The 15,036-nt window shown below is 66.9% G+C and carries 15 protein-coding genes and 1 pseudogene; 6 read left to right on the top strand and 10 right to left on the bottom strand.

The window, feature by feature from the left end; genetic code table 11:
* Positions 1-215 precede the first annotated feature (215 nt).
* From G5T42_RS06155 to G5T42_RS06140, 5 genes and pseudogenes are all read right to left on the bottom strand, one after another.
* Positions 216-1,412 carry a sugar ABC transporter permease gene (locus tag G5T42_RS06155; protein ID WP_241246054.1) on the bottom strand — a complete coding sequence of 399 codons (1,197 nt, stop codon included), beginning with the start codon at positions 1,410-1,412 and terminating at the stop codon, positions 216-218.
* Between the two features lie 59 nt (positions 1,413-1,471).
* Entirely contained in the window at positions 1,472-2,356 is an 885-nt protein-coding gene (locus tag G5T42_RS06150) for an ATP-binding cassette domain-containing protein (RefSeq protein WP_165126852.1), read from the bottom strand.
* Between the two features lie 4 nt (positions 2,357-2,360).
* Complete coding sequence (locus tag G5T42_RS17615) at positions 2,361-2,528, bottom strand: hypothetical protein (RefSeq protein ID WP_241245980.1); 168 nt, start codon at positions 2,526-2,528, stop codon at positions 2,361-2,363.
* 64 nt (positions 2,529-2,592) lie between these two features.
* A pseudogene (locus G5T42_RS06145) lies at positions 2,593-3,441 on the bottom strand (substrate-binding domain-containing protein); the annotation flags it as partial.
* Between the two features lie 14 nt (positions 3,442-3,455).
* Positions 3,456-4,643, bottom strand: a complete 1,188-nt coding sequence (locus G5T42_RS06140) for an ROK family transcriptional regulator (protein WP_241245979.1) — start codon at positions 4,641-4,643, stop codon at positions 3,456-3,458.
* Between the two features lie 143 nt (positions 4,644-4,786).
* Between G5T42_RS06140 and G5T42_RS06135 the strand changes: the two genes are divergently transcribed.
* Positions 4,787-5,629, top strand: a complete 843-nt coding sequence (locus G5T42_RS06135) for an exodeoxyribonuclease III (RefSeq protein ID WP_165126847.1) — start codon at positions 4,787-4,789, stop codon at positions 5,627-5,629.
* 264 nt (positions 5,630-5,893) lie between these two features.
* On the opposite strand, the gene G5T42_RS06130 is transcribed toward G5T42_RS06135, so the two are convergent.
* A complete protein-coding gene (locus G5T42_RS06130) occupies positions 5,894-7,060 on the bottom strand; it encodes an IS30 family transposase (protein ID WP_241245978.1) in 1,167 nt (388 codons plus the stop codon).
* Positions 7,061-7,235: 175 nt separating this feature from the next.
* On the opposite strand from G5T42_RS06130, the gene G5T42_RS06125 reads away from it, so the two are divergent.
* The 3 genes from G5T42_RS06125 to G5T42_RS06115 all read left to right on the top strand — a co-directional run bounded on the left by G5T42_RS06125 (position 7,236) and on the right by G5T42_RS06115 (position 9,693).
* Positions 7,236-8,018, top strand: coding sequence for a class I SAM-dependent methyltransferase (locus tag G5T42_RS06125; protein WP_165126844.1), 783 nt, complete (start codon positions 7,236-7,238; stop codon positions 8,016-8,018).
* A 223-nt stretch (positions 8,019-8,241) separates the two neighbouring features.
* Entirely contained in the window at positions 8,242-8,898 is a 657-nt protein-coding gene (locus tag G5T42_RS06120; protein ID WP_165126841.1) for a hypothetical protein, read from the top strand.
* A gap of 183 nt (positions 8,899-9,081) precedes the next feature.
* The gene (locus G5T42_RS06115) at positions 9,082-9,693 is read left to right on the top strand and encodes a class I SAM-dependent methyltransferase (protein WP_165126838.1); all 612 of its coding nucleotides are present in this window, start codon (positions 9,082-9,084) and stop codon (positions 9,691-9,693) included.
* A 70-nt stretch (positions 9,694-9,763) separates the two neighbouring features.
* On the opposite strand, the gene G5T42_RS06110 is transcribed toward G5T42_RS06115, so the two are convergent.
* A complete protein-coding gene (locus G5T42_RS06110) occupies positions 9,764-10,432 on the bottom strand; it encodes a DUF4166 domain-containing protein (RefSeq protein WP_165126835.1) in 669 nt (222 codons plus the stop codon).
* Positions 10,429-11,058 (bottom strand): SRPBCC family protein, encoded by a 630-nt coding sequence (locus tag G5T42_RS06105; protein ID WP_165126832.1) that lies wholly within the window; start codon positions 11,056-11,058, stop codon positions 10,429-10,431. The genes G5T42_RS06110 and G5T42_RS06105 overlap by 4 nt, the downstream gene beginning before the upstream one ends.
* 244 nt (positions 11,059-11,302) lie before the next feature.
* Here G5T42_RS06105 and G5T42_RS06100 point away from each other — a divergent pair, with 244 nt between their 5' ends.
* Positions 11,303-11,887, top strand: a complete 585-nt coding sequence (locus G5T42_RS06100; protein ID WP_165126829.1) for a hypothetical protein — start codon at positions 11,303-11,305, stop codon at positions 11,885-11,887.
* 101 nt (positions 11,888-11,988) lie between these two features.
* Here the strand turns inward: G5T42_RS06100 and G5T42_RS06095 are convergent, their stop codons facing one another.
* Positions 11,989-13,179 carry a PIN domain-containing protein gene (locus tag G5T42_RS06095; protein WP_165126827.1) on the bottom strand — a complete coding sequence of 397 codons (1,191 nt, stop codon included), beginning with the start codon at positions 13,177-13,179 and terminating at the stop codon, positions 11,989-11,991.
* 140 nt (positions 13,180-13,319) lie between these two features.
* Here G5T42_RS06095 and G5T42_RS06090 point away from each other — a divergent pair, with 140 nt between their 5' ends.
* The gene (locus G5T42_RS06090; RefSeq protein WP_165126824.1) at positions 13,320-14,162 is read left to right on the top strand and encodes a hypothetical protein; all 843 of its coding nucleotides are present in this window, start codon (positions 13,320-13,322) and stop codon (positions 14,160-14,162) included.
* Here G5T42_RS06090 and G5T42_RS06085 read toward each other — a convergent pair.
* The gene (locus G5T42_RS06085) at positions 14,140-14,292 is read right to left on the bottom strand and encodes a hypothetical protein (RefSeq protein ID WP_165126821.1); all 153 of its coding nucleotides are present in this window, start codon (positions 14,290-14,292) and stop codon (positions 14,140-14,142) included. The two genes, G5T42_RS06090 and G5T42_RS06085, sit on opposite strands and share 23 nt — an antisense overlap.
* Positions 14,293-15,036: the final 744 nt, after the last annotated feature.

The following is a 15,036-nucleotide window of genomic DNA, read 5'->3' as shown; positions in this document are numbered from 1 at the left end:
CCGCGAGTGCGGTTCTTGTCGTCAAGTTGTGAACGTAACGCTTTGGCAACGGCGATTCAAGAATGCGTCGCTGACAGTTTCCCCAGCGTCCGGAATAGGCTTTCCGGGCGTTATGCTCCGCGAATGGGCTTACACCGCAACAGATTGCACAGAGGGTGGATGCCTGTTCCCTCAACGCCTTCGCCAAGTGAAGGCACCGAATCGAATCGACGAAGTCACGCCCGGCCGGTGGCTGCCCGGGTCCGGCGCGAGATCGAGTCGACGATCACGGCCAGGACGAGGACGACTCCCGTCACCATGAACCGGACGGACGAGTCGAGGTTCAGCAGCGTGAGCCCCGACGAGATCGACTGGATCACGATGATGCCGAGGAGCGCCGAGAACGCAGTCCCGCGGCCGCCGAAGAGGCTCGCGCCGCCGATGACGGCGGCGGCGATCGCATTGAGGTTGACGTCGCCGCCGCCCGAGCTCTGGTTCGCGGCGCCGAGCCGCGAAGCGGCGAGGATGCCGCCGACCGCGGCCAGGGCCGAGCAGAGCGCGAACACGCTCAGGTAGATGCGGTCCACACGGATGCCGGCGCGCCGCGCGGCCTCGACCGAGCCGCCGACGGCGTACACCGACCGCCCCCACCGGGTGCGGGTGAGCACGAGGTTGATGACGACAACGAGACCGACGAAGAACAAGAACATGAGGCCCACGCCGCGCCACAGGTTGAGGTACCAGGCCGAGACCAGGAGGAAGACGAGGAGCGCGACGGAGCGCACGGCGATCTCGGCGTAGCTCTGGCTGACGAGGTTGGCCGCCGCCCGGCGCCGGGCACGCGAGACGAGCGACCATGCGTATGCCGCGACGGCCACCACCGCGAGGGCGTACGAGGCCCACGGGGGCAGGAACATCTGCTGCGCGAACTGCACGAGCCACGAGTCGGTCGGCAGATTGATCGACCCGGCGGACCCGAGCACCCACAGCTGCAGCCCGAGGAAGCCGAGGAGCCCCGCGAGCGTGATGACGAAGCTCGGCAGGCCGAACTTCGTGAACAGATAGCCGTACAGCAGGCCCGCCAGCACCCCCGCCACGATCGCGGCGCCGACCGCGAGCAGCGGATTCCACTGCAGTTCGACGAACGTCACCGCGAGGATCGCGGCGGCGAGCCCCGACACCGATCCGACACTCAGGTCGATCTCGCCGATCAGCAGCACGAGCACGATGCCGAGGGCGATCGTCCCCGTCGCGGCGCACTGCATCGTCAGGTTCACGAGGTTGCGGCTCGAGAGGAAGACGGGGTTGAGAAGCTGGAACACCGTCCAGATGACGATGAGCCCGACGATGACGGGGAGTGATCCGAGATCGCCACCGCGCACGCGCTCGACCAGGGCCAGGCCGGCCCGGCGGACGGCGCCGGCGCTCAGCATCCGCTCTTCATCCGACCCCGGGTCGCCCAGCAGGGGCGCGCGGTCGTCCTTCGTGCCGCTCATCGCTCACTCCCGCCGGAGGCGCCGAGCCGGCCGCGCTTGCCACCGGGCGGCAGCCGGATGATCTTCCCGTCGCCCGCGTCCCGCGGCGCGGACGGCTCGGTCGGTTCGATGACCTCCTGCCGGGCGACGCCCGCTCCCGTGATCGCCGCGACGAGCGTCTCGCTCGTGACGTCGACCGCATTGAACACGCCGTTGTTGCGGCCCAGCCGGAGCACCACCACGCGGTCGGCGACGGCCAGCACATCGGCCATGTTGTGGCTGATGAGGATCACGCCGTGCCCGCGCTCGCGCAGACGCTCGATGAGGTTGAGCACCTCGGCGGTCTGCGCGACGCCGAGCGCCGCCGTCGGCTCGTCGAGGATCACGACGCGCGGATCGCCGATGAGGGATCGAGCGATCGCGACCGTCTGGCGCTGTCCGCCCGAGAGCGAGGCGACGGGGATCCGCACCGAGGGCACCTTGGCCGAGAGCTCGCGCAGCAGCGTCCACGTGCGCTGCTCCATCTCGACCTCGTCCAGTCCCCCGCTCGTCGTGAGCTCGCGGCCGAGCCAGAGGTTCGCGACGACGTCGAGGTTGTCGCAGAGCGCGAGGTCCTGGAAGATCGTCTCGATCCCGAGGGCCTGCGAGTCGGCGGGGCTGGCGATCTCGACCTCTTCGCCGTCGAACTCGATCGATCCGGCGTCCGGCGGATGCACGCCGGCGAGGATCTTGACAAGGGTCGACTTGCCCGCGCCGTTGTCGCCGATGAGCGCGACGACCTCGCCCTCGTTGACCCAGAAGTCGACGTCGGTGAGCGCCTTGACGGCGCCGAAGTGCTTGCCGATGCGACGCATCGTGAGCACACGATTGCGGCGGGGCGGAGAGCTGACCGGGTTCGACATCCGCCTACAGGATGCCAGCCGCGCGGCACGCATCGGCGTAGTCGGCGGTGCAGATGTCGTCGACGGTCCAGAAACCGTCGGCGACGACGGTCTGCAGGATGTTGTCCTTCGTCACGGCGACGGGATCGAGCAACGTCGTCGGAACGCCGTCCACCTCCATCGGCGCCGTCACCGTCCCCCCCGCGCAGCAGCGTCACCGCGACCTCCGCGGCGAGCTCCGCCTGCGGCTTGATCGCCTTGTAGACGGTCATGTACTGGTCGCCCGTGACGATCCGCTGCAGCGCCGAGAGCTCGGCATCCTGACCCGTCACGATCGGGAGCGGTTCGACTGCCGCGGCTCGCAGGGCCGAGATGGCACCGCCCGCGGTGCCGTCGTTCGCGGCGTAGACCCCCGCGATGTCGTCGCCGTATTGCGCGATCTGCCCCGCGACCCACTCCTGCGCCTTGTCGGGACTCCAGTCCGGCGTGTCGTATTCGGCGAGGATCCGCAGCCCGCTCTCGTCGAGCACGGTTGCAGCGCCGTCGCGGAAGAGCGCCGCATTGCTGTCGGTGGGCGAGCCGTTGACCATCAGGATGCCGCTGCCCCCGTCGCCGCGGGCGTCGAGGGCGTCGACGAGCGCGGTCGCCTGCAGCACCCCCACCTTCTCGTTGTCGAACGAGACGTAGTACGCGAGATCCCCGCCGGCGATGAGGCGGTCGTACGAGACGACCGGCACATCCTGCGCCGTCGCCTCCTCGACGATGCTGACGGCGGCCTTCGCGTCGACGGGGTCGAGCACGAGCACCTGCGCACCGGCTGCGAGAGCGGACTCGGCCTGCTGCTGCTGCTTGGCCGCATCCTGGTCGGCGTTCGAGTAGAGCACGCGGAAGTCGCCGAGCTCGGCGACGCGGTCCTCGAAGAAGGGGCGGTCGAAGGTCTCGTACCGTGCGGTCTTCGCCTCGGGAAGCAGCAGCGCGATGGTGCCGTCCGTCCCGGTCCCTTGGCCCGTGCAGCCGGTCAGGGCCGCGGCGGCCAGGGCCAGCGCGACGGCGAGCGCGCCGCCGCGCAGGGACACGGTCGAAGATCGTCGCCGGGTACGCGGCATCCGTCTGGTCGGGATCATGCCGAGACGGGGATCACTTCCGCGTCGACGGTCACGTGGTCGAGCGCGATCGCGATCGCGCCGCGCGTCTCGGCCCACTCGCCGAACGACGCCCCGACGATCTCGGGGAGACCGTCTGCGGACGCGAGCGCTGTGCGCTCGAGCGAGTGCCGCATGGGCGCCATCAGGATCTCACCGGCCTGTGCGAGTTCCCCGCCCACCACGATGAGCTCGGGGTCGAACAGGTTGCAGAGGCTCGCTGCCGCGATGCCGATGTGCCGGCCGGCGTCGGCGATGACGCGGCGGGAGCTCCCGTCGCCGTCCTCGGCAGCCTGCAGCAGGTCGCTGATGCGCTGCATGCCGGCGCTCGGCGGGAAGAGCGAGAGGAGTGCCGGCCCGCCGGCATAGGTTTCGAGGCATCCGCGGTTGCTGCACCGGCAGATGGGCCCGTTCTCGTCGATCGTCACGTGCCCGATCTGCCCCGCCTTGCCGTTGACGCCGCGGAAGAGATCACCGTTCACGATGAGGCCCGCGCTGATCGTGTGGCCGACCCGGATGAAGACGGATGACGAGGCCGCCCGTCCGCTGCCCTCGCGCGCCTCGGCGAGGCCCCCGAGATTCGCCTCGCTGTCGACGTAGACGGGGCGCCCGATGCGCTCCATGAGGCTCGCGGCCACGTCGACGCCCTCCCAGCCGCGGAGGAGGCCGGGCGTCGACACCATGCCGGTGCGCGGGTCGATCGATGCGGGGAGTGCGAGGCCGACGGCCAGAAGGTCGCCGACCGTGCTGCCGAGCGACTCCATCAGCTCGCTCAGGAGGATCGCGAGGCGGTCGAGTTGCGCGTCGTGACGGTGGTCGAGCGGAAGCGGGAGCGAGGTCTGGCTCACGACCGTGCGCGTGACGTCGGCGATTGCAATGTGCAGCTGGCGCGATGTGTAGTGGACCCCGGCGACGAGCCCGAGCTGGCGCGCGAGCGAGACGAGGGTCGCGCGTCGGCCGCTGCGCGAAGTGAAGGATGTGTGCAGGAGGCCCGCTGCCGTGAGCTCCTTGACGATGTTCGACACGGTGGCGGGCGAAAGGCCCGTGCTGCCGGCGAGTTCGACCTGAGTCAGGCGTCCGTGGCGCTTGAGCGACTCGACGAGGCGCGCGCGGTTCGCCTCGCGGAGCGAGCTCTGCGAGCCGGGAGGAGACGTGCGGCGCACCACAACCACACTGTACCCGACCTGCTTTTCGCCTGGTCGGGCCGCGAGACGCCCGCGGCCTGCCCCGGAAAGGCCGGGTCGCGGCATCCGTCGACCCGGCCTTTCCCGTCTCCTCGCCGTCGGCGGGCCGTCCTAGGCTTGACGCCATGCGTCTGGCCACCTGGAACGTCAACTCCATCCGTGCTCGCGTCGACCGCATCGTCGACTTCGCGGTGCGCGAGAGCATCGACGTTCTCGCGATGCAGGAGATCAAGTGCAAGGCCGAGCAGTTCCCGTTCGAGGCGTTCCACGACGCGGGGTACCACGTCGAGGCGCACGGGTTCTCGCAGTGGAACGGCGTCGCGATCGCGAGCCGTGAGCCGCTGGCCGATGTCGAGCACGCGTTCCCCGCCATGCCGGGCTTCGACAAGGGGCGCTTCGGGCCCGACATCCCGCCCGAGGCGCGCGCGATCGGTGCGACAGTCGGCGGGGTGCGCGTCTGGAGCCTGTACGTCCCCAACGGGCGGGCCCTGGGCGACCCGCACTACGACTACAAGCTCGAGTGGCTCGCGGCGCTCGAGGAGTACACGCGCGCCAGCCTCGCGGCGAACCCCGAGCTGGCACTCGCGCTCGTCGGCGACTTCAACATCGCGCCGACGGATGCCGACAACGGCGACCCCGCGGTCGTCGTCGGCTTCTCGACCCACGTCTCGCATCCCGAGCGCGCCGCATTCGCGGCTCTCGAGGCCGCCGGGCTCTCGGACGCCGTGCGCCCGTTCGTGCCGACGGGCTTCACGTACTGGGACTACAAGCGCCTGCGCTTCCCCCGCAACGAGGGGATGCGCATCGACTTCATCCTCGGCTCGCCGGCCTTCACGAACGCCGTCGCAGGCGCCTCGATCCACCGCGAGGAGCGCAAGGGGGAGGCGCCGAGCGACCATGTGCCCGTGGTCGTCGACCTGGACTTCGCGGACGACGAGGACGACGCCGACCGGCCGATGATCTTCTGACGCCGACGGGTCCGTCTCGCGTCGTCGCACCTCGGCGGTCTGCGTCGAGCGGGCCGCCGCCGAACCCGCACCAGCCCCGCCCTGCCCCCCGACGCCGGATCGCCCCGTGGTGCCCGGTGTTTGCGTAGCCGCGCAGCGGCGTATTCGAAACCCGCCGAGCCCTCCGAAAGCGCCGACGCCCGACGCTCCTGCGGGCACGAGTGCGGGGCTGCGGAGTGCAGCTCCGGATGGAGCGTGCGTATACGGAACGGCGGATTCAAGCGGTCATCGCAACAGGACCGATCTGATGATCTCATTCGGGGTTTGGAACTCAAGTCGCTTTCGGGGTCGGTCGTTGAGCTCTCGGGCGACGGCGTCGAGCTCACCTTCGGTGAACACGTCCAGGTCGGCGCCCTTCGGGAAGTATTGGCGGAGCAGTCCGTTGGTGTTCTCGTTGATGCCGCGCTGCCAGGGCGAGTGCGGGTCGCAGAAGAACACGTCGATGCCGGTGTCGATGCGGACCTGTTCCCAGTCGCGCATTTCCGGCCCCTGATCCCACGTCAAGGTGCGGCGTAGCTGCACGGGAAGCTGTTGGATCTTGTGGGTGAGCGCTGGAGCGACCTGATCTGGCTTGTAACCGTCCGGGAGCGGGACGAGCATCGTGAAGTTGGAGGAACGCTCCACGAGGGTCCCGATCGCGGACAGGTTCCTCGTCCCAATGATCAGGTCACCCTCCCAGTGGCCGGGCACTGCACGGTCGTCGGCTTCGGCTGGTCGTTGCACGATGTTGACCATGTTCGGGATGCGGTTCTTGCGCTGCCCCACCTTCCGGCTGGGATGGCGCAGTCCCCGCCCGGTGCGCAGATACCGGGTGAGCTCCTGTTTCAACGCGCCCCGGGACTGCACGTAGAGCGATTGGTAGATCGTCTCCGTGCTCACCTGCATCTCCGGGTCGTCGGGGAACTCTCGCCGCAACCGACCGCAGATCTGCTCTGGTGATCGGCGTCTGGCCAAGTCCGCTTCCACCCTGGCACGCAGCCGCAGGTTGGTCGCCAGCTTCGCCGGCTTCGGCCTGCTCGCCCGCGCGAACGCCGACATCTGCGCCCATGACGCCCGATACCGGCCTCGCCCGGTGTTCCGGGTCAGCTCACGAGACACCGTCGACGGCGCCCGACCGATCCGCCGCGCGATCGACCGCACCGATTCGCCGGCGGCGACCCCGCACGCGATCTCTTCCCGCTCGAGAAACGATAGATACCGGCCTTGCAGGTTCCGACCACGCCGCGGCCGGACGCCGCCGGTCGCGACGAGCATCCGCTTCGCCGTCGTGCGGTTCACGCCGATCTGCGCGCCGACCTCGCTCGCGAACTGCCCAGCCTGAAAGCCGTCCCACGCCTGCTGCACCAGATCCAGCCGGAACCTCAACGCCAACTCCGCCACAACACTCTCCATTCAGTAAGTGTTGCGACCACCGCAAGAACCCAAGGAACCGCCAACGGGCATGTGCGCGGGCGGGCTTATCGTGCGCGGGGCGCACAGGGCAACGGGAGTCGGCGGCGATTGCGTATGGAGCCCGGCCAGGGACCGCTTGCGTGCTTGCCTGTGGGCTGCCTTAGGTTGGTTATTCGTGGCGAAGGATTGGGCGGGCACGGCCGCCGGGTATGAGGCTTCGTTTGCGCGGTTGTGTCGCGGTGCCCTGCCTTTCCTGGTCGAACGGATGGCCGCGACGTCTGGCGCGCGAGGGCTGGATGCTGGCACCGGTACCGGCTCCGCGGCCGCGGTGATGGCGGCCGCCGGTCTGCAGGTCATCGGCGTGGATCAGGACCCCGGGATGGTCGAGCTAGCCTCAGAGCTTCACCCCGAGGTCGCCTTTCGAACGGATGCGCTTCCGCGCCTGTCATTCGCAGATGGTGCGTTCGATGTGACGGTCGCGAACTTCGTGATCAACCATGTCCCTGATCCGCGCGCGGCGGTCAAGGAGCTAGCCCGGGTGACCCGCCCGGGCGGCATGGTGTTGGCAACAATATGGCCAGCAGCTCCGGTAAGTCCGATGAATGAACTTTGGAACGGCGTTGTGCGCGAATCCGGGGCGGTGGCACCTTCAGGCCAGCGGCTCCGTGCTGCGGATGACTTCGAGCGGAGCGTAGAAGGGCTGACGCAGCTGATGGCCGAGGCGGGCATGAAGTCTGTCGCGGCTGACCTGGTTGGGTGGGACTTCGTGATCAACGCGGATGAGCTGTGGACCGCGGTCGAAAGCGGGATCGCGAGCATCGGAGCGACGTACAAGGCCCAGGACCACGCCGGCCGAAAAGCCATGCGTGCGGCATACGAACGGATCACAGCGCACCGCCCGTTGACGCTTCCGTCCCTCGCCGTGCTCGGATCCGGACTCGTGCCCGCGGGCGCTTAGCCATCCGCAATTGGGAGCGCTACTGCTGCTACGCGGACGCACACAGGACGACCGACTAGCGAACGACGGTGGACTCGTTCGGGGTGGCGTCGCCCTCGGTTGTCGCGTCTTGACAGGGGCCGACGTCGTGAAGGGAGCCGGTGGCGGCTGGATGTGTTCGCAGGTGCGGGGGTCATGGGATTTGGGCATCCGCTGTCATGGCACGATCTACAAGGAGGTCATGGTGACGAGGATCGGCGTACGAGCGGCGCTGTTGGCTCCGCTCGGGGTGCTGTTCCTGTTGCTGGCGGCGCGGCTGTACCACATCGTTCCCGAGCTGACGATGGACAATATGGATGAGCTCCTCGCGAACCGGTCGTACACGCGCCTGTCCCGTGCGTTCGCCTTTCCATTAGGGATTGGGCTCGGGTTGATACTCGCGTCGGTGATCCTCATCTGGCGTAGGGTTCGAATCGCGCTGATCAAAGCAGCCCATCCGTCAGCGATTGTCCTGGAAGTGACGATCTCCAAGGAGGCTAAGAAGGAACTCGCGCTTTCCGCGCCTGCTCTTGCTTCGGCATGGTCGCATGTGTTGGTGATCCGCGAGAATTCGATCTCGTTGTGGTCTGGGCTCCCTCCACAGCACAAGGAGTTCATCGAAGCCGCCCAGATCCGCACGCTCGAGTACGTCAACGTGTCGCCCCGCGGCCGAGCACGAGCGGACCGGATTGTTCTGGAATGGACGGACGTCTTGGAGTGGAGAAGCGATGATGTCACCCGTCGACTGGAACTCACTCCCATCGGCGGCCTGCTCGGCAACTCCGCACCCGCCAGCGCACTGACCGCCCACGCCGTCGAGAGCGCACAGAAGCTACTCGCGCTCCGCCCCATCGGCCGGTAAACCCCGGCATCGGGCGAGCCGTACAAGCGCGGGGTAGCGTGAACAAGACCGGGTGAGCAGAACCCCTCTCGCTTCTCGCTGCGCTCAGGGTGGACGGAACCCACGGCCCCGAAATGCGCGCGTTGGCGGACCGGCGGGCGCGCGCGTGGAAGCCGGTCCGGATACCCTTCTAGGCTTTCGATCATGTCTTTGGACGTCCAGGCTGCGTACTCGAATCGGGCGGCTGAGTATGTGCGAGCGCTGGGCTCGACGGCGGCTGCCCACCCGTCCGACGTGGAGTTGATCACGTCGTGGGCGGCTCACGTCAACGGCCCCATCCTGGACGCCGGGTGCGGCCCGGGGCACTGGTCCGCCTATCTCACCGAAGAGGGCCACGTCGTCCGCGGCATCGACGAGGTACCGGAGTTCATCGAGCACGCACGCGACGCCTACCCGGGAGTGCCTTTCGAACTCGGCAACATTAACCGACTGCCGTTTGAAAGCGGCAGCGTAGGCGGAATCCTCGCTTGGTACTCACTCATCCATCACGAGCCGAGCACCGTCGGCGCAACGCTGGAGGAGTTCGCTCGGGTCGTTCAGGGGGGTGGCGCGCTGTTGGTGGGATTCTTCATCGGACCCTTGGTCGAGCCGTTCGATCACACGGTTGTCACCGCCTACCGCTGGGCGCCGGAAGCGTTGGCGAACGAGTTAGAGGTCGCGGGGTTTGACGTCGTCGAGACCCACACCAGAACGGGACGCGAGCCCAAGCCCCGACCTCATGGAGCGATCCTCGCCAGACGCCCGCCCGCAGGGTGAGGTGCGAGCTCGACCGCACATGGTGCGAGCGCGGCTGGCCCGCACCGGGACCGGGTAGCGAGCGCCTGAGTCATGTTCTGGCTTCGTGGCGGTGAGGCTTTAGTCGGGCTGGTGCGTCGGTCGCGACTATCCATTCGGCCTGGAACGCGCCGCGGTATCCGAAGAGGAACCCGAAGCGGCGGTTGCGGACCTCAAGGTCGATGTGGAAGGACTGGTCGCTGTCGTCGAAGTACTCGTGGAGGCGGGCGCGACCGCTGAACAGCATGGGGAAGCGGAAGCCGATGGGTCCTTCGTAGAAGCGTTGCGAGTCCGAGGTGAGAAGGAGCCCTCCACGGTCGTCGACGCGAAGGTCGAGGTCGACGGCGAGGTGCTGGTGCGTGCCGAGGTAGTCGACGATCCGGCCGTCGTCGAGGATCATGGTCGCGTCAAACCGGCGGTGCTTCGCTCCGATGGTGTACTCGCGCACGAACGTGACTGTCTCTCGACCGAGCGGATCGCGGTAGGGGAAGTTCTCGATGACGAACGGCACGTCGGTGCCGGTGTCGGGAACAAGGATGTTGCGCAAGCGGCCGATCTGGAGGAACGGGATGGTCCACCACGGCCCGCGCCGGATGCTCGTCATCACTCCGCGCCCGACGCATGCTTCACCGGAGTCCAGCCCCACACTGAACCGTCGTCGCATCATGGGGTGCAGCCGATCGAATTCAGCCCCGAGCGCCACCTCGAAGATCGATGTCACCGGATCACCTCCGGGTCCGGCAGGGCCGCCAGGGACGGTGGCGCGTCGGCGAGATGGTCGTCGCGCCGCGATCTGCCCCGTGGTGCTCGCAGACAACGGGAGGCACGTGGGCGGTCCGACCGCCACCACCAGAACACGCTCCATAGCGGCCATCGTTCGGGCGGGACACCGGTCTCCAACCAGATCCGCAGCCGGTCGAAGCTCCATGCCGTCGCCCACCCGAGAAGCGGGCGCACGACCACGTCCAGCACACCCCACCCCGGGTTGTAGTCGTAGCCCGTGACGAAGAGCGTGACCTCCCGCCCATCGGCGACGTACCTCCAGTAGCCCCGACCCGCGGCGATCGGAGACAAGCGATCCTCCGTCTGGAACCGCAACGCCGACGTCCGTGCCCCGTCGAGACCAGTCTTCTCGCCCAGGCTGACCCCGCTTCCCCGCACGGTGTGGAACGGGACACGCCGTTCATAGGTGAATGTCGAGGCGCCGGCCACGGTCACCCCGACGGGCGAGATTCTCGAGAACCGCACATCCCAGCGCACGTGCTGGGCGGGGTCCTGGGTGGCATCCCACACCGCATCCACGTCGGCACGGATCGAAGTCTCGACATAGATAGCCCGACTTCGCACAGAACGAACCTACGGCACCCCACTGGTCGGACCGCGTCATCGACCCGGCTCGACCCGCTCCCCGCCCGCAACCGGCTTCTCAATCGAGTGCCGCAACCCATGTACCGGACGGCCCCTCCACGCGCAAAGCCCGCAGATCGACCGACTCTCGAGCGCGTGCGTCGCGGACCGGAGGCGCTTCCAACGCCGAACCCGACCCTGGGTCGATCCAGGTTGAGCCTCGCCGCTCGGGCAGACTGAGCGCGTGGACGAGCCAACCTGGATCGAGCGAGACGTGCCCACGGAGCTGCGCCTCGCGCTCGGTGATCTCGTGCTCGTCGCCGCCGACGTCGAGCACCATGCTTACGCCATCGCGCGCATCTACGGGATCGCGAACCCTCAACTTCAGTCCGCCAAGCGCGCGATCGGGCTACTGGAGGCGCGCGTGGGCGATCTCGGCGTGCCGCCTTGGTCTGACGTCGAGCGCGGAAAGCTGCTCGCGTGGTGCCATGCTGCAAGGCTGTTGCTGCAACAACGCGACCTCATCATCCACGCGAACCTCAGCCTCGGTTACTCCGAGGACCCGGATGTCCAATGGCGCGTACTGCGCTGGTCCTTGCGGGACGCCTCGCCGATCGACAGCGAGGCGCAGCATGTCGAGCGCCTGGTGAGGCTGCTGCTGAAGGTCCGGCGCGCCGGCCTGATCCACCATCACAACCTCTCCTATCCAGCGCCGTCCGGGCGTGGGCGAATGCTTCCGCACTACGTGACGTTCGGGCGGAGCTTCGTGCCCGATACTGCCATTCCGGACGAGTGGCGCAGGTGGGCGCGACGAGCGGGCGCTGAGTAGTCGATGTGAGCGCCCGCAGCAGGACCCGCTTGCGCACGCGCAACTGCCAGCCCTCGTTGGCGACTTGCTGATCAACCAGCGCGGCTTCTCCGTCACCTAGATCAGGGAACGAATCGATCCGAGGGGCTCTCGGCACTCACCAGCCTTATGGCAGAGACAGAACGAATCTCGCTGCGCTCGGAGTATGCACTCCCCTCAACCTCTAGCGTCCACTGCTGCACATCCTTCACAACGGTGAAATCGCCAACCTCCTCGTCCAGGATTTCGACCGTCTCGAAGCGGATGCGACACTTCGCATTCGCGGTGAAGGTGAGCCACAGGTCTCGGGATCGCCGCTCCATACGCACTGTCAGTTCTTCGACATGCATATCAAGGACCTTCGCGACTTCCGCGCTGTCATAGTTCGCGCGACGAGCGAGTGTCGACGAAAAGTCGACTGGCCAGCCACCGGCGAGGAGAGACTCGCGTATCGCGCGCTCTAGTTGAGTCATCTGCAGATAGTCGAGCGCCTGTTCCTCGTCGAAGAACTGACCTGGAACAACGAAGTCGGTGACGTGCGTCACGAAGTCGACCTCCCACTCAACGCCGAGCTCCTCAACTTCCCGGAGAAGCTCCTCGTGACGAAGCGGGCCAAACGCCTTCTTATCGGCGCTCAACAGAACGGCAATGGGATCTTCAGGCTCTAGCTCCTCCAGAAGCTCCAAAAATGAGTGCCAGTGCAGCGCATCCCGGTATCCGTTCCCCTCCGCGTCGAAAGGCGCGCCCCGTCGGATAGCGCGCATCGCCACATCTTCGTGCGGGACGCGCGGATACTGGATGATGTAGGCGCCCATTTGAGTTAACCGCTCCCTGAGCGCACGATCGTATCCGTCCGCAAAACGATCCGACGCCGCAACCGCATCCTCAAGGAGCACCCGTGCACTCGGGGGCCACCTACGGAGCTGCTTCCTCAATTCCCGCTGCCTCGTTCGCGCCGAGTCCCGATAGCGAGCAACGGCCTCCTGGACCGCCAGCTCCGGTACGTAAAGGTCGAGAATCTCGGAGACCGCGGCGTCTGCCACTGCGTCCCATTCCCTGCCGGTGAGCAGCGGGTTGCTCACGATCGCGTTCGCGTCGACGAATAGGAACACGAAGTCGGCCTCCCCTGCACATCGGGTGATGGCCCACGCTACTCGCTGCGTTTCCGCTTGCGTACTGAAGACGACCGCTGAGCGGACGCCCTCCACGACCGAGATCGGCGCGAGCCACTCTGCAAATAGGTGGAGTCCAGCCGAGGCCTTCGTCGGAGCCATGACAGGCGAACGCCCGCGCCAATCGCACGCCGCCTTTTGGGTGCCTTCGAGGTGTCGGTCCCGGGGGCGCAGCTCGTTCGGACACGGCACCGCCGCCGTCAGCGCGTCGGCTGGCGCCCGATGGAGGAGGAGGAGATAATGTGGGGATTTACGCCGTGCGGGCTCATCGAACGTATATCGCTGGGGGGATCTGCCGGATGCCGGTCATAACGACTCGTGGAACAGACCGTGAAGTCGGCAAGGAACCCGTCGAGCTGCATGCTTATGCGAACACGAGGCCGAAGTTGCCGGCGGAAGAAGCGGTGGCGTACATCAATGCGGCGATTGACTTGATAGCGCTCGGCTGCCTTGCCGCAACCGGACTGTTGACCTTTGAGCCAAGGCCTACGAACCCGGGGGCCGATCGCCAGGTTCGCGTGGATACGGGTGCCGATCATTACTTCGACGTGACGCCTCCGTTCGCAGCTCTGTCGACGGCCAGAGAGGAACTTCTTGTAATTCGATCCGTGAGCTACTCCAATCCCCTCGACATCGTGGCGTCGGCGAAGGTTGGCAAGGATGCAGCGAGCTCAATCATCGCCTTCCTTGACTACTTCAACGTCGCGAAGGCGCGGAAACGGTTGGCTTCCGAGGAGGCTTCCAAGGCTGAACTTGAGCGCATCGTAAGCGACGTAACCCTCGAGGCAACCGTGCAGGAGAAGTACATTCTCTTGGAGCGGCTGATACTCGAGAACGAGGCACAGCAGTTGCAGAACGCCATCGCCCGGGAGGAGTTGGAGCAACGCCGACTGGAAAATGAGGAACGGCGAATGCAGCTCGCGCAGCGAATCACTTCGGCCCAGAACCTCGCCCGCCAGCGAGGCTATGGGGTGCCCCTGTGGAGCAATGACGAGGCACTGGAGTTCGCTGACAACGTTCGGCTTACGGCTTCAGTCGAACTCGCTGACAGCATTCACCTCACTACGCGGCTCGGAACAGATTGAGACCTTTGAGATCCCCCAGGAACCAGTACCACGGTGAGCGGTTGCGAGTCCGAGCGAACCCGCCAGCGAGGATCGCCACCGTCACCCACATGGCCGAGACCATCGACGTGAGCGTCGCGACTTCCTGCATGATCTGACTCTAATGGGCCCGGACCGCTCGCCGTTGGCGACCGCTCAGGGACCGGCATCCGCACGCTCGCCGTCCGGCACGCGGGCCGGAGGTCGAGGTTCGAGCGCCGTAGCTCACCCCTACCTGGGCGGCGCACCGGAGGACAGATTGGGTCGCGGACAGCGTCTTGATACGAACAGTGGTAGTCACCCCGGCTAAGCATTGCCAAAGGCCACCTAGCACCGGCTCAGTGAAGCTCTGGGGTCGCGTATCGTGCCGCTGTGACACGCGCCTGGAAGGTCCGACTTTTGGAATCCGGAATCGTCATTGGCTGGATTGCCGGAGGGGCTTGTGGAGCCGCGACCTACTTCAATGCGTGGTACTTGCTCCCGGCCGTCTTCTTCTCTGGCATCGCACTTCTGGCGATGTGGCGCAGGAATCGACTAGACGCCGCGCCCTGCTGACTCGCCCTAGCGTGATCCTCGAAGACCGACGCGCACGAAAAGCACGCGCAGCCACCCACCCCGCCTGAACGTTTGAGGACCCGCGCGAGGGCAGTTGTCGACCGCTGGCGCGCCTAGCGCCAAGTCTTGGCCTGAAGGCCCTCACCTAGGGCGCGCGGCTATTGAACCGGAGAATCGCGTCCCCTACGATCCGGAATAAGGGGAGTCAACCCCCACCGCCTTCGTTAGAACAGACCTGCAGTTCGGGAGGCAAAAGTGAGATCCGCCCTACGTCCGCTCTTGGCCCTGGCGATTGGTGGCG

The organism is Microbacterium sp. 4R-513, from assembly GCF_011046485.1.
Lineage (GTDB): Bacteria > Actinomycetota > Actinomycetes > Actinomycetales > Microbacteriaceae > Microbacterium.
The sequence above is the reverse complement of the archived record's forward strand: the minus strand, read 5'-3'. Positions and strand labels throughout refer to the sequence as shown.

What these genes read in the sequence shown, in the direction of transcription:
- G5T42_RS06115 (WP_165126838.1), top strand. Translation starts at nt 9,082, where the DNA reads ATGTCTTTGGACGTCCAGGCTGCGTACTCGAATCGGGCGGCTGAGTAT.
- G5T42_RS06135 (WP_165126847.1), top strand. Translation starts at nt 4,787, where the DNA reads ATGCGTCTGGCCACCTGGAACGTCAACTCCATCCGTGCTCGCGTCGAC.
- G5T42_RS06150 (WP_165126852.1), bottom strand. Translation starts at nt 2,356, where the DNA reads ATGTCGAACCCGGTCAGCTCTCCGCCCCGCCGCAATCGTGTGCTCACG.
- G5T42_RS06085 (WP_165126821.1), bottom strand. Translation starts at nt 14,292, where the DNA reads ATGCAGGAAGTCGCGACGCTCACGTCGATGGTCTCGGCCATGTGGGTG.
- G5T42_RS06130 (WP_241245978.1), bottom strand. Translation starts at nt 7,060, where the DNA reads ATGGAGAGTGTTGTGGCGGAGTTGGCGTTGAGGTTCCGGCTGGATCTG.
- G5T42_RS06155 (WP_241246054.1), bottom strand. Translation starts at nt 1,412, where the DNA reads ATGCTGAGCGCCGGCGCCGTCCGCCGGGCCGGCCTGGCCCTGGTCGAG.
- G5T42_RS06095 (WP_165126827.1), bottom strand. Translation starts at nt 13,179, where the DNA reads ATGGCTCCGACGAAGGCCTCGGCTGGACTCCACCTATTTGCAGAGTGG.